General features: G+C 70.9%; 14 protein-coding genes. 13 read left to right on the top strand and 1 reads right to left on the bottom strand.

Annotation, left to right across the window (positions count from 1 at the left end):
* Positions 1–142 precede the first annotated feature (142 nt).
* The 7 genes from ftsZ to ABD213_RS02355 all read left to right on the top strand — a co-directional run bounded on the left by ftsZ (position 143) and on the right by ABD213_RS02355 (position 4,773).
* Positions 143–1,333, top strand: coding sequence for a cell division protein FtsZ (ftsZ, locus tag ABD213_RS02385; RefSeq protein WP_344323827.1), 1,191 nt, complete (start codon positions 143–145; stop codon positions 1,331–1,333).
* A gap of 22 nt (positions 1,334–1,355) precedes the next feature.
* The gene (locus tag ABD213_RS02380) at positions 1,356–2,066 is read left to right on the top strand and encodes a purine nucleoside phosphorylase YfiH/LACC1 family protein (protein WP_344323825.1); all 711 of its coding nucleotides are present in this window, start codon (positions 1,356–1,358) and stop codon (positions 2,064–2,066) included.
* A complete protein-coding gene (locus ABD213_RS02375; protein WP_344323823.1) occupies positions 2,063–2,755 on the top strand; it encodes a YggS family pyridoxal phosphate-dependent enzyme in 693 nt (230 codons plus the stop codon). The genes ABD213_RS02380 and ABD213_RS02375 overlap by 4 nt, the downstream gene beginning before the upstream one ends.
* A gap of 60 nt (positions 2,756–2,815) precedes the next feature.
* Positions 2,816–3,337 carry a cell division protein SepF gene (locus tag ABD213_RS02370; RefSeq protein WP_344323821.1) on the top strand — a complete coding sequence of 174 codons (522 nt, stop codon included), beginning with the start codon at positions 2,816–2,818 and terminating at the stop codon, positions 3,335–3,337.
* A gap of 10 nt (positions 3,338–3,347) precedes the next feature.
* A complete protein-coding gene (locus tag ABD213_RS02365; protein ID WP_344323819.1) occupies positions 3,348–3,638 on the top strand; it encodes a YggT family protein in 291 nt (96 codons plus the stop codon).
* A 1-nt stretch (position 3,639) separates the two neighbouring features.
* Positions 3,640–3,828: a DivIVA domain-containing protein gene (locus ABD213_RS02360; RefSeq protein ID WP_344323817.1), complete on the top strand. Its 189-nt coding sequence runs from the start codon at positions 3,640–3,642 to the stop codon at positions 3,826–3,828.
* Positions 3,829–3,963: 135 nt separating this feature from the next.
* Entirely contained in the window at positions 3,964–4,773 is an 810-nt protein-coding gene (locus ABD213_RS02355) for a DivIVA domain-containing protein (RefSeq protein ID WP_344323814.1), read from the top strand.
* A 55-nt stretch (positions 4,774–4,828) separates the two neighbouring features.
* Here ABD213_RS02355 and ileS read toward each other — a convergent pair whose 3' ends face one another.
* On the bottom strand, positions 4,829–8,125 hold the full coding sequence (ileS, locus tag ABD213_RS02350) for an isoleucine--tRNA ligase (protein ID WP_344323812.1): 3,297 nt from the start codon (positions 8,123–8,125) through the stop codon (positions 4,829–4,831).
* A gap of 266 nt (positions 8,126–8,391) precedes the next feature.
* On the opposite strand from ileS, the gene ABD213_RS02345 reads away from it, so the two are divergent.
* The 6 genes from ABD213_RS02345 to ABD213_RS02320 all read left to right on the top strand — a co-directional run bounded on the left by ABD213_RS02345 (position 8,392) and on the right by ABD213_RS02320 (position 13,623).
* On the top strand, positions 8,392–8,793 hold the full coding sequence (locus ABD213_RS02345; RefSeq protein ID WP_344323810.1) for a TraR/DksA family transcriptional regulator: 402 nt from the start codon (positions 8,392–8,394) through the stop codon (positions 8,791–8,793).
* A 17-nt stretch (positions 8,794–8,810) separates the two neighbouring features.
* Entirely contained in the window at positions 8,811–9,305 is a 495-nt protein-coding gene (locus tag ABD213_RS02340; protein WP_344323808.1) for a signal peptidase II, read from the top strand.
* Positions 9,302–10,237, top strand: coding sequence for an RluA family pseudouridine synthase (locus ABD213_RS02335; protein WP_344323806.1), 936 nt, complete (start codon positions 9,302–9,304; stop codon positions 10,235–10,237). Before ABD213_RS02340 ends, ABD213_RS02335 begins: the two co-directional genes overlap by 4 nt.
* A 180-nt stretch (positions 10,238–10,417) precedes the next feature.
* Complete coding sequence (locus ABD213_RS02330) at positions 10,418–11,650, top strand: pyridoxal phosphate-dependent aminotransferase (RefSeq protein WP_344323804.1); 1,233 nt, start codon at positions 10,418–10,420, stop codon at positions 11,648–11,650.
* A gap of 114 nt (positions 11,651–11,764) precedes the next feature.
* Positions 11,765–12,742, top strand: coding sequence for an ATP-binding cassette domain-containing protein (locus tag ABD213_RS02325; protein WP_344323801.1), 978 nt, complete (start codon positions 11,765–11,767; stop codon positions 12,740–12,742).
* A complete protein-coding gene (locus tag ABD213_RS02320) occupies positions 12,739–13,623 on the top strand; it encodes an ABC transporter permease (protein ID WP_344323799.1) in 885 nt (294 codons plus the stop codon). Before ABD213_RS02325 ends, ABD213_RS02320 begins: the two co-directional genes overlap by 4 nt.
* The last annotated feature ends 19 nt before the right edge of the window (positions 13,624–13,642 follow it).

The raw sequence follows: 13,642 nt of genomic DNA, 5'->3' as shown, positions 1-13,642 counted from the left end.
CGGCGGCGTGTCGCGGCGGCGGTCGTCGCCGGTCCGCGTAGCGTCAGCATCGTCGACAGGTTGACATAACTGTGAACCTCCACCTCAGGGTGAGACTTCATCCCTCCACTCCACGTTTCACTCCGCTCAGGAAGGCACGCACATGGCGGTCCAGAACTATCTCGCCGTGATCAAGGTCGTCGGCATCGGCGGCGGCGGCGTCAATGCCGTGAACCGGATGATCGAGGTCGGCCTCAAGGGCGTCGAGTTCATCGCGATCAACACCGACGCCCAGGCGCTGCTCATGAGCGACGCCGACGTCAAGCTCGACGTCGGCCGTGACTCCACCCGTGGCCTCGGCGCCGGCGCCAACCCCGACATCGGCAAGCGTGCCGCCGAGGACCACGCCGAGGAGATCGAGGCGGCCATCAAGGGCGCCGACATGGTCTTCGTGACCGCGGGCGAGGGCGGGGGCACCGGCACCGGGGGTGCCCCGGTGGTCGCGCGCATCGCCCGTTCGCTCGGTGCGCTGACGATCGGCGTCGTCACCCGCCCGTTCACCTTCGAGGGTCGCAACCGCTCCGCCCAGGCCGACCACGGCATCCAGGCGCTGCGCGAGGAGGTCGACACCCTGATCGTCATCCCGAACGACCGCCTGCTCTCGATCAGCGACCCCAACGTGAGCCTGCTGGACTCCTTCCGCCAGGCCGACCAGGTGCTGCACCAGGGCGTCTCCGGGATCACCGACCTCATCACGACGCCGGGCCTCATCAACCTCGACTTCGCCGACGTGAAGTCGGTGATGTCCGACGCCGGCTCTGCGCTCATGGGCATCGGCTCGGCGCGCGGTGAGTCGCGTGCCGCTGCCGCCGCCGAGATGGCCGTCTCGAGTCCTTTGCTCGAGGCCTCCATCGAGGGCGCGCGCGGCGTCCTGCTGTCGATCGCCGGTGGTTCCGACCTCGGACTGTTCGAGATCAACGAGGCGGCGGGCCTGGTGAGCGACGCGGTCCACGAGGACGCGAACATCATCTTCGGTGCCGTCATCGACGACGCCCTCGGCGACGAGGTCCGGGTGACCGTCATCGCCGCCGGCTTCGACGGGGGTGAGCCCAAGGCACGCGACGCCTCCCAGCCCGCGCTGCTCAAGGACGGCGAGAGGCGTCCCGGCGCTGACACTCCCACCCAGGGAGTGCAGGAATCGTCCTCGGCGGTCGCCGGGAACCACCGCTCGGAGGTGCCGGAGCCACCCCGTCGCGAGGCGCCCGACGCCTCCCGCGGGTTCCCGCCCCCGTCGGCGGAACCGCGCGAGGTGGCCTACGGCGACGACCTCGACATCCCCGACTTCCTGCGCTGAGCCGCTCGCTACGCTCGGCTGCGTGTTCTGGTTCCGCGAGACGATCGGTGAGGTGGAGGTCGCCGTCACCGACCGCCAGGGGGGCGTCAGCGTCGGTGGCCGCTCCAGCCTGGACCTCGGAGGCGCCGGCCGGGCCGCCGCGCCGGACGTCGTGACCAACCACGCCCGCCTCGCCGACGCACTCGGGGTCGAGGAGCTGCGCGCGATGTCGCAGGTCCATGGAGCCGACGTCGTCATGGTCGACGGCGCGGGACTGCCCGAGTGCGACGCGCTCGTCACCGACGTGCGGGGGGTCGCCCTGCTCGTCCGGGTCGCCGACTGCACCCCGGTGGTGCTCGCCGACGCCGCGGCCGGGCTCGTGGCGGTCGCGCACGCGGGCCGGGCGGGGCTGGTCGACGGCGTCGTTCCCGCCACGGTCGAGGCGATGCGGTCGCGCGGGGCCACCACGGTGCGTGCCTGGGTGGGCCCGCGCGCGTGCGGCCGGTGCTACGAGCTCCCCGAGGAGATGGCCGACGCCGTCGACGCGGCCGTCCCCGGGACCCGGTCCACCACCTCGTGGGGCACCCCGGCGGTGGACGTCGGTGCCGGTGTCCTGGCCCAGCTCGAGGCGCACGACGTCGAGGCCCGCGACCTGGGGGCGGACTCGTGCACGATCGAGGACGAGCGCTTCTTCTCCTACCGTCGCCAGGGCGCGGAGTCCGGCCGGTTCGGGGCCCTGGTGGTCCTGCGATGAGCCGCCGTGAGGAGCTGGCCGAGCGGCTCGCGGTCGTCGAGGAGCGGATCGACGCCGCCTGCGCGGCGGCGGGACGCCCGCGCGAGGACGTGACCCTCGTCGTGGTCACCAAGACCTACCCGGCCTCCGACGTCGAGCTCCTCGCCGGGCTCGGCGTGAGCGACGTGGGGGAGAACCGGCACCCGGAGGCCGGTGACAAGGCCGAGGAGGTCCGCGCGGACCTGCGCTGGCACTTCGTCGGTGGCCTCCAGACCAACAAGGCGGGTGCCGTCTCCCGGTACGCCGACGTCGTCCAGAGCCTCGACCGCGTGAAGCTCGCCCGCTCCCTCTCGCGGGGCGCCCAGGCTGCAGGCCGCGAGGTGGGAGTCATGATCCAGGTCGACTTCGACGGCACGGACCCCGGCCGGGCCGGGACCGCTCCCGATGACGTGTCGGCCCTCGCCGACGTCGCCGCCGAGCTCCCCGGGCTGCGCCTCGACGGACTCATGACCGTCGCGCCCCTCGGGGTGGACCCTCGCCCGGTCTTCGACCGCCTGGCCGGGCTCGCGGAGCGCGTCCGGGCGGACCACCCAGGGGCGCGGGCCCTGTCGGCAGGCATGAGCGAGGACTTCGAGGACGCCGTCGCCGCTGGCGCGACACACCTGCGGATCGGGCGCGCCGTCCTCGGCGAACGGCCTGTTCTCGGGTAATCTCACCAGTGTCATTCACACGGCGCGAGCAGGCGTCGCGACCCGATCGCAGGAGATCTCATGGCTGGCGCAATGCGTAAGGTGGGCGAGTACCTGGGACTCGTCGAGCAGGACCTCGACGGTTGGAGCGAGGACGACGAGATCGCCGAGCCCGCTCCGAAGGAGCGCTCACGACGACCCGAGCGAGCCGCGGCCGTCCCCGCCGCCGTCGCGACCCTCGACGAGCGTCGCCCGACGCGTCGTGAGCCCCGTACCGCGCCGTCGCCCGTGCCCACGGTCGCCGAGCTCGCGGACTCCTCCCCGCTGCTGCGCATCGAGACCGTCACGCCTCGCACGTACAACGACGCGCGCTCGGTCGGCGAGCACTACCGCTCGGGCGTCCCGGTCATCATGAACCTCTCGGAGATCGACGACGACGACGCCAAGCGTCTGGTCGACTTCGCCGCCGGCCTGGTCTTCGCCGTGCGCGGTAGCATCAACCGCGTGACCAGCAAGGTCTTCCTCCTGTCGCCGGAGAACGTCGAGGTCACCGACGAGGACAAGCAGCGCATCGCCGCCGGCGGCTTCTACAACCAGAGCTGACGCAGTGGAGGTGTCCGCCATCGGTGAGCTGATCCGGTTCGTCCTGTGGATCCTGATCTTCGTCCTGCTGGCCCGGATCGTCATCGACTGGGTCCAGATGCTGGCCCGCACCTGGCGTCCCTCGGGATTCGTCGCGGTGATCTGCGAAGGCATCTACACGGTCACGGACCCGCCCCTGCGAGCCGTCCGCAGCGTCGTGCCCCCCATCCGGCTCGGCGGCGCGATGCTCGACCTCTCGCCCATGATCCTCATGGTCGGGATCTACCTGCTGTTCATCGTCGTCAGCGTGAGCCTGGGCTGACGTGGACACCGCCGACGACGCCGCGCCCCGACGCCTGCGGGCCGATGACGTGCGCGCCGTGCGGTTCAGCCCCGTCCGCCTGCGCGAGGGCTACGACATGCGCGAGGTCGATCTCTTCCTCGACGACGTCGAGGCCGAGCTCCGACGCCACGAGGCCGCTCGCGCCGCCTGCCCGCACTGCGAGTCGTGACCGCCCGCCGCGCCAACCTGTGATTGTCGCGAGAATCACGCGGTCGTGCGGGACGCCGGTGGCCGTGCCCCACGGCCACCCAGTACGGTGGGTGGACCAGAGTCGAGTGACTACCAGCTACCACGAGGTGAACTGATGCCGTTGACGCCAGAGGACGTGCGCAACAAGCGCTTCACTCCGGTCCGTCTCCGCGAGGGCTACGACATGGGCGAGGTCGATGCGTTCCTCGACGACGTCGAGGCAGAGCTCGAGCGTCTCACGGTCGAGAACGAGGAGCTCCGCGCCAAGGTCGCGGCCGCCTCCACGGGTGAGCCGACGGGTCTGATCCCCGCCGTGTCCCCGGCTCAGGAGACCGCTCCGCAGCCCGTCGTCCAGGAGAAGGCCCCCGAGCCGGAGCCCGAGCCGGAACCCGAGCCCGAGCCCGTCGTGCAGGCGCCCGAGCCCGCGTCGGCTCCGGCGCGAGGCGCCTCGATGGGCGAGGCGTCCACCGCGGCCGCCCGACTGCTCGAGATCGCCTCCAACAACGCCGACCAGCTCATGGACCAGGCCAAGGAGGAGGCCGACCGCATCGTCGGCGAGGCTCGCACCAAGGCCGAGCGTCTGACCCACGAGGCCCGCGGCAAGGCCGATCGCCTCGAGACCGACGCGCGGATCCGCTCGCAGAAGCTCGACGAGGAGACCAACGAGCGTCGTCAGCAGGCCGTTGCGGCCATCGAGCGGGAGCGCTACGAGCTCCAGCGCGAGGTCGAGCACCTGCGTGCCTACGAGCGCGAGTACCGGGCCCGGCTGAAGAACTACTTCCAGAGCCAGCTGGACCAGCTCGCGGCGAACGAGAACCCGACCTCCAACCCGGTGCAGAACCCCAGCGACTCCTCCCCGAGGCGCCTGCGGTCCCTGCTGGGCGACGAGGACACGAGCACCTCGTCCTCGGGCTCCTCGCTCTGAGACCACGCGAAGCGGCCCCCTCACCCGACGGGTGAGGGGGCCGCTTCGTCGTCGGCTACACGCGCTCCAGGTCGATCGCGGCCCGTGCGCCCGTCACCTCGACCTGCGTCGTGAGGGTCGCGAGCGCGTCCTCCACGACGTCGAGGTCGACGGCCAGGGTCTCGTGGGCGATGAGCTCGCGGTGGGCCCGCGCCGCACGGACGACGGCGTCGTCGCCGCCGATCGCGAGCCGGATGCGGTCGGAGACGGCGAGTCCGGCGTCACGACGTGCCTGCTGCACGCCGCGCACGAGGTCGCGGGCCAGCCCCTCGTCGCTCAGCTCGGGGCTCACCCTGACGTCCAGGGCGACGAACCCGCTGCTCGGCAGCACCGCCACCTCGAAGCCCTCGATGGCTCCGGCGACCTGCTCGAGCGTGAACTCGCCCTCGAGGAGCGCGAGACCGCCGGCCACCACGGCCCCGTCGGCGCCGACCGACCAGTCGCCGGACTTCGCGGCGCGGATCGCGGTCTGCACGTCCTTGCCCAGCCGTGGTCCGGCCGCACGGGCGTGGACCGTCAGCCTCTGGCTGACGCCGAAGCCGGCGGCCTCGTCGCCGTCGCGCGCGATGACGCGCACCGACTGGACGTTCAGCTCGCCGGCGACGATCGGCTCGAACCCCGCGAGCCGCTCGGGGTCGTCCACCGCGACGACCAGCTCGGCGAGCGGCAGACGGGTGCGCAGACCGGCGGCCTTGCGGACCGAGGAGCCCGCGGAGCACACCTCGCGCACGAGGTCCATGGCCGCCGCCAGCGCGTCGTCCTCGGGCAGGTCGGACACGTCGGGCCAGTCGGCCAGGTGGACCGAACGTCCTCCGGTGAGCCCGCGCCAGACCTCCTCGGTGACCAGGGGCAGCAGGGGAGCCGTCGTGCGGCACACCGTCTCCAGGACCGTGTACAGCGTGTCGAACGGTTGGCGGCTCGTCTCGTCGACCGCAGCACCGTCGGCCAGCCAGAACCGTTGGCGCGAGCGTCGGATGTACCAGTTGGTGACGACGTCGAGGAACACGCGTGTCGACTCGCAGGCCTCGGCGATCGCGTAGGTGTCCAGCTGCTGGGTCACGTCCTCGACGTAGCGGCGCAGCTTGGTCAGGACGTAGCGGTCCATCGCGTGGTCGGCGGTGGTGACCGACCGGGCCACGAACGGCTCGGCGCCGTCGCCGCCGGCCAGGTTGGCGTAGAGGCCGAAGAAGTACCAGCTGTTCCACAGCGGGTTCAGCACCTGCCGCACGGTGTCGCGGATGCCCTGCTCGGTGACGACGAGGTTGCCACCGCGCAGGATCGGCGAGGACATGAGGAACCAGCGCATCGCGTCGGCACCGTCGCGGTCGAAGACCTCCGAGACGTCGGGGTAGTTCCTCAGCGACTTGCTCATCTTGTTGCCGTCGGAGCCGAGCACGATGCCGTGGCTGACGCACGCCTCGAACGCCGGCCGGTCGAACAGCGCCGTCGCGAGGATGTGCAGCGTGTAGAACCAGCCCCGCGTCTGCCCGATGTACTCCACGATGAAGTTCGCCGGGAAGTGCTCATCGAACCACTCGGCGTTCTCGAACGGGTAGTGCACCTGCGCGAACGACATCGACCCGGAGTCGAACCACACGTCGAGGACGTCGGGGACGCGGCGCATCATCGAGCGCCCGCTCGGGTCGTCGGGGTTGGGACGCACGAGGTCGTCGACGTACGGACGGTGCAGGTCGGGCACGCCGTCGCGCATCGGGAGCCGACCGAAGTCACGCTCCAGCTCGGCAAAGGATCCGTAGACGTCGATGCGCGGGTGCGCGGGGTCGTCGCTCGTCCACACCGGCACGGGCGAGCCCCAGAAGCGGTTGCGGGTGATCGACCAGTCGCGCGCGTTCTCCAACCACGTGCCGAACTGACCGTCCTTGATGTTCTCCGGCACCCAGGTGATCTGCTGGTTCAGCTCCAGCATCCGCTCCTTGATCGCGGTGACCTTCACGAACCACGACTCGACGCCCTTGTAGATGAGCGGCTCGCGGCAGCGCCAGCAGTGCGGGTAGCTGTGGTCGTAGGTCTCGCGGCGCACCAGGACGGTGCCGGGGGAGACGCTCGCGGCGTCGTCGGCGCGACCGGCGGTAGCGGCCTTGAGGTGGTCGATGATCACGCCGTTGGCGTCGAAGACCTGCATCCCCGCGTAGTCGCCGACCGGCTCGGTGAACCGTCCGTCCTTGGCCACCGGCATGACGGCCTCGATGCCCTCACGGTCGGTGACCTCCTTGTCGACCTCGCCGAAGGCGCCCGCGCTGTGGACCAGCCCGGTGCCGTCGGTGGTCGTGACGGCCTCGTCGGCGGCCACGACGCGGAACGCGTTCTCGTGCCCGGCGAAGTAGGTGAAGGGCGGGGTGTACGTCAGGCCGACGAGGTCGGCGCCGGTGCCCCGCCACACGACCGGTGGCTCCTCGCCGAGCTCTCGGGCGTAGGCGCCGAGGCGTGCCTCGGCGAGGACCACGGGGCAGGCCGATCCGTCGGGCAGGGTGTGGCTGACCGCGACGTAGTCGATCTCCGAGCCCACCATGACGGCGAGGTTGCTGGGCAGGGTCCACGGCGTGGTCGTCCAGATCAGCAGCTTGGCTCCGCGGAGGGGGCCCTCGGAGACGACGTCGAACCCGACGGTGACGGCCGGGTCCTGACGGTTCTGGTAGACGTCGTCGTCCATGCGCAGCTCGTGGTTCGACAGCGGCGTCTCGTCGTTCCAGCAGTACGGCAGGACACGGAAGTCCTGGTACACCAGGCCCTTGTCCCAGAGCTGCTTGAACGCCCAGATCACCGACTCCATGTAGTCGGGGTTGAGCGTGCGGTAGTCGTTCTCGAAGTCCACCCATCGGGCCTGGCGGGTGACGTAGGCCTCCCACTCGCCGGTGTACTTCAGCACCGACGCGCGGCACGCCTCGTTGAAGGCGTCGATGCCCATCTCGGTGATCTCGTCGGTGGTCTTGATCCCGTTCAGGCGCATGGCCTCGAGCTCGGCGGGCAGGCCGTGGGTGTCCCAGCCGAAGCGCCGCTCGACCCGGCGACCGCGCATCGTCTGGTAGCGCGGCACGACGTCCTTGACGTAGCCGGTCAGCAGGTGGCCGTAGTGCGGCAGACCGTTGGCGAACGGAGGACCGTCGTAGAAGACGAACTCGTTGGCGCCGGCGTCGCCGGTGGCCCGGGCCTCGACGCTGGCGCGGAAGGTGTCGTCCGCGGACCAGTAGTCGAGGACGCGACGCTCGATGGCCGGGAAGCTCGGGCTGGAGGGGACGCCGGCGGCGCCGTTCGGGCCGCCGTCGGGGTCGGTGGTGGTGCGGGGGTACGTCATGGCTGCTCCTGCGTCCTCGGGCCTGGGATCTCGCGTCCGGCACGAGGACGACGCCTGGGCTGCGCCGCGGTACCACCTCGCTTGCCGCCCGGTCGGGCGACCACTCCATGAGGGCTGTGACGGGCCCACCCGGCCGGTTCTACTGGGGACCCGGCAGGGTCCTGTTCTTCCGGCGGCTCGCCGCTGATGACGGCTCGAACGCTGTGCGTCGATCGTACCGCCGGTGCGCCTGTGCCCGACGAGGAGCCCGGGTGTACTGTCCCGGCATGCCCAAGTCGACGTTGGCCGTCCGCTCGGACGAGGACCCCTGGACCTCCGAGGAGAGCGCCGAGGTCCGCAGCGAGCTGGAGGCCGACCTCGTCCGCCTGCGCAAGGAGCTGGACCTCTCGGCCAAGGAGCTGCAGGACCTCCTGCGCGACGGCGTCGACGGTGCCGGCAACGACCAGGCCGACGTCGGGTCCAAGGGCCTCGAGCGCGACGCCGAGATGTCCCTCGCGGCGAACCAGCGCGAGCTGCTGATGCAGACCGAGCGTGCCCTGCAGCGTCTCGACCAGGGCACGTACGGCCTGTGCGAGATCTGCGGCGAGGCGATCGGCAAGCTGCGTCTGCAGGCCTTCCCACGGGCGACGCTGTGCAAGGAGTGCAAGCAGCGCGAGGAGCGTCGCTGACCCCCGACGGGGGCACCGTGGCCCCCGAGCGACCGAGCCAGGTGCGCCGCCTCGCGATCGGCGTCGTCGTGGCCTACGCGATCGACCAGCTGACCAAGGTCTGGGCGGTCGCCACGCTGGAGGGCGAGCCGTCGCGCGAGCTGGTGCCCGGGTTCCTCTCCCTGACCTTCCTGCGCAACCCCGGTGCCGCGTTCGGCATGGGGGCGTCGATGACGGTGATCCTGAGCGTCGTCTCGCTCGCGGTCGTCGTCGTGGTGGTGCGCATGGCGGCGCGGCTGCGCGACCCGTGGTGGACGGTCGGTCTCGGCCTGCTGCTCGCCGGCGCTCTCGGCAACCTCACCGACCGGATCCTGCGCGAGCCGGGCGTCCTGCGCGGTCACGTCGTCGACTTCATCGACTACGGGCCGTTCGTGGGCAACGTCGCCGACATCTACCTGACCGTCGCGGCCGTGGTCATCGTCGTGCGCTCGTGGCAGGGCCACGCCCTCGACGGGACGAGGGAGTCGCGATGAGCGAGGCCACCGAGCGCAAGGTCGTGTCCGTGCCGGAGGGACTCGCGGGGGAGCGGGTCGACGTCGCGGTGTCCCGTCTGCTCGGTCTGTCGCGCTCACGGGTCGGCGACCTGCTGGCCGACGGCCTCGTCGAGCTCGACGGGGAGGTGCCGCAGAAGTCCACGCGGGTCGAGCCGGGCATGCTGCTGGAGGCCACGATCCCGGCGCCACGCGTCGCGACGGTCGTCGCCGAGACGGTGGCCGGGATGCACATCGTGTTCCAGGACGACGACATCGTCGTGGTCGACAAGCCGGTGGGTGTCGCGGCGCACCCGAGCGTCGGCTGGGAGGGACCGACGGTCGTCGGGCACCTGGCGGGAGCGGGCGTGCGCATCTCCACGTCCGGCGCCCCCGAGCGTCAGGGCATCGTGCAGCGGCTCGACGTCGGCACGAGCGGGCTGATGACGATCGCGAAGTCCGAGCACGCGTACACGGTGCTCAAGCAGGCCTTCCGCGACCGCGCGGTCGACAAGACCTACCACGCGCTCGTCCAGGGCCACCCCGACCCGCACACGGGCACGATCGACGCGCCCATCGCCCGCCACCCCAAGCACGACTTCAAGTTCACCGTCCGCGCCGACGGCCGGCCGAGCATCACCCACTACGACACGCTGGAGGCGCACCGGTACGCCTCCCTGTTGACGATCGCCCTCGAGACCGGGCGCACCCACCAGATCCGCGTCCACATGAGCGCCCTGCACCACCCCTGCGTCGGCGACCTGCAGTACGGAGCCGACCCCACGCTGGCCCAGCGCGTCGGGCTCGAGCGCCAGTGGCTGCACGCCGTGCGCCTGGGCTTCGACCACCCGCGCACGGGGGAGTGGGTCGAGTTCACGACCCCCTACCCCGAGGACCTCCAGGCGGCCCTCGACGTCGTCCGCGACCTCGACTGACACCCGCCGTCCCCCCGTCACCCACCGTCCCCCCGTCACCCGCGAGTGGCGCGATCGGGGGAAAGTGAGACGGCGTGTTGCCCCGGATTGCGCCACTCGGACCCGACTGTGCGCCACTCGTGGCGTGGAATCCGCCACTCGTGGCGTCGGGGACCGACGCTGCGGTGGGAGGATGAGCCCATGACCACCTCCGCCGTGCGCCAGTCCGAGAAGCTCAGGGACGTCCTCTACGACATCCGCGGACCCGTCAGCGCACGAGCCGCCCAGCTGGAGGCCGAGGGTCATCGGATCCTCAAGCTCAACATCGGCAACCCGCAGCCGTTCGGCTTCGACGCGCCGGCGGAGATCCTCCAGGACGTCATCGCCGGTCTCCCGGCCTCGGCCGGCTACTCCGACTCGCGCGGCATCCAGTCCGCACGTCGCGCCGTCGTGCACCACTACCAGCTGGCCGACGGCTTCCCCGACATCGACGTCGACGACGTGTGGATCGGCAACGGGGTCTCCGAGCTGATCCAGATCGCCCTGCAGGCCCTGCTCGACAACGGCGACGAGGTGCTGATCCCGGCCCCGGACTACCCGTTGTGGACCGCCGTCACGAACCTCGCCGGCGGTGTCCCGGTCCACTACCTGTGCGACGAGGAGAACGACTGGAACCCCGACCTCGCCGACCTCGAGGCCAAGATCACCGATCGCACGCGCGTCATCGTCGTGATCAACCCGAACAACCCGACCGGCGCGGTCTACTCGCGCGAGACGCTGCAAGGCATCGCCGACCTCGCCCGCAAGCACGGCCTGATCCTCATGGCCGACGAGATCTACGACAAGATCCTCTACGACGACGCCGTGCACGTGCCGATGGCCAGCGTCGCGCCCGACGTCCTGACGCTCACCTTCAACGGTCTGTCCAAGGCCTACCGGGTGTGCGGCTACCGGGCGGCGTGGCTCGTGGTGACCGGACCGCTGGAGACCGCGCGCGACTACCTCGAGGGCATCACGCTGCTCGCCTCGATGCGGCTGTGCCCGAACGTCCCGGCGCAGAACGCGATCCAGGTGGCGCTCGGTGGCTACCAGAGCATCAAGGAGCTGATCCTGCCCGGCGGACGGCTGCTCGAGCAGCGCGACACCGCCCTCGCCGAGCTCGAGAAGATCCCCGGCGTGAGCGTCGTTCGACCGCGCGGCGCGCTGTACGTCTTCCCGCGCCTCGACCCCGAGGTGCACCCGATCGTCGACGACCAGCAGCTCGTGCTCGACCTCCTGCTGAGCGAGAAGATCCTGCTCACGCAGGGCACCGGCTTCAACTGGCCGGCCACGGACCACGTGCGCATCGTGACCCTGCCGTGGGCGCGCGACCTCTCCGACGCCATCCAGCGACTGGGGAACTTCCTGTCCTCCTACCGGCAGGTTCGCACCTAGGTCGCTGCGACATCGGGAATTCATCCTGAAGGACGATGGTTCTGTCGGCAGGGCGCGGCATGATCGAGCCGTGAACTTCTCGAGGAGGCAGCCTGCTGCCGGACGGGTGACGTGATGACGGACATGATCGTGGCTCGGGGGTTGGTCAAGCGGTACAAGGAGGTCGAGGCCCTCAAGGGTCTGGACCTCACCGTCCCCGAGGGCAAGGTGCTGGGGCTGCTCGGCCCCAACGGCGCGGGCAAGACCACCGCCGTGCGCATCCTCGCCACCTTGCTGCAGGCCGACGGCGGGTCGGCGACGGTCGCCGGCGTCGACGTCATGGCCGACCCGGTCGGCGTGCGCTCGCGCATCGGCCTGTCCGGCCAGTACGCCGCCGTCGACGAGCACCTGACGGGCTACGAGAACCTCGAGATGGTGGGCCGTCTGTACGGGATGGGTCGCCAGGCCGCCTCCGCGCGCGCCCGCGAGCTGCTCGAGCGGTTCGCTCTCGCCGACGCCGGCGACCGGCCCTCCAAGACGTACTCCGGCGGCATGCGCCGTCGCCTCGACCTCGCCGGGGCCCTCGTCGCCGCACCGCCGGTGCTCATCCTCGACGAGCCCACGACCGGCCTCGACCCCCGCAGCCGCCAGCAGATGTGGGGAGTCATCCAGGACCTCGTCGCCTCCGGCGCCACCTTGCTGCTGACCACCCAGTACCTGGAGGAGGCCGACCTCCTCGCCGACGACATCGTCGTCATCGACCGCGGCGAGGCGATCGCGCGCGGCACCGCCGACGAGCTGAAGGCCCAGGTCGGCGGCGAGCGCATCGAGATCGTCCTCAAGGACGAGTCCCGCGCCGAGGAGGCCGCAGCGCTGCTGCGGCCGCTGGCCATCGGCGAGGTCGGCGTCACCGGAGGAGGTCGCGACGTCTCCGCCGCCGTCGAGGGCGGTGCGGCCGAGCTCGCCCGCGTGCTCGCGGGGCTGGAGTCAGCCGGGCTGGACGTCTACGAGGTGGGGCTGCGCCGGCCCACGCTCGACGACGTCTTCCTCTCCCTCACCGGGCACGTCGCCGAGGACGAGTCCGCCGACCAGACGCAGGAGGTCGCCCGATGAGCGTCCAGCCCTCCACCCACGGTTCCAACGCAGGGTCCACGGACCGGTCGTCGCGTGGGTTCGTCCCCGACACGACCCCCGGCGGGCTCGGCCGTGCCCTGTCCGACGGCTGGGTCGTGGCCAAGCGCAACGTCATCAAGATCAAGCGGGTCCCCGAGATCCTCGTCTTCGTCCTGATCTCGCCGATCATGTTCGTGCTGCTGTTCGCCTTCGTCTTCGGTGGCGCGATCAGTCCCGGCGACGGCGTGAACTACCGCGAGTTCCTCATCGGCGGCATCTTCGCCCAGACGGTCGTCTTCGGTGCCACCTTCACCGGTGCCGGCCTGGCGGAAGACATGCAGAAGGGCATCATCGACCGGTTCCGGTCGCTGCCGATGTCGCAGTCGGCCGTGCTCGTCGGACGCACGACGTCGGACATCATCTACAACGTCCTGTCGTTGATCATCATGGCGCTCACCGGCCTGCTGGTCGGGTGGCGGGCTCGCGAAGGCGTGCTCGACATGCTCGCCGGGTTCCTCCTGCTCCTGCTGTTCGCCTACGCCGTCAGCTGGATCATGGGCTACGTGGGTCTGCTGGTGCCGAGCGTCGAGGTCATCAACAACGCCTCGTTCATCGTCATCATGCCGTTGACGTTCGTGTCCAACGCCTTCGTCCCAACCGAGAGCTTCAACTCCGTCCTGCGCCCGTTCGTGGAGTGGAATCCCGTGTCGGCGGTCACCCAGGCGTGCCGCGAGCTCTTCGGCAACACCGGCGCCCTCGACGCGTCCGCGCCGTGGTCGCTGCAGAACCCGGTGCTGTACACGCTGATCTGGGTGGCCCTGATCCTGGTGGTCTTCGTGCCTCTGTCCGTGCGCCAGTACGCGATCTCCAGCGCCCGCTGAGCCGGTCCCGGTCAGGTCC

Source organism: Aeromicrobium halocynthiae (genome assembly GCF_039531385.1).
In the GTDB taxonomy this organism is placed as follows: Bacteria; Actinomycetota; Actinomycetes; order Propionibacteriales; family Nocardioidaceae; genus Aeromicrobium; species Aeromicrobium halocynthiae.
This window is presented reverse-complemented; position numbering and strand designations above follow the sequence as displayed.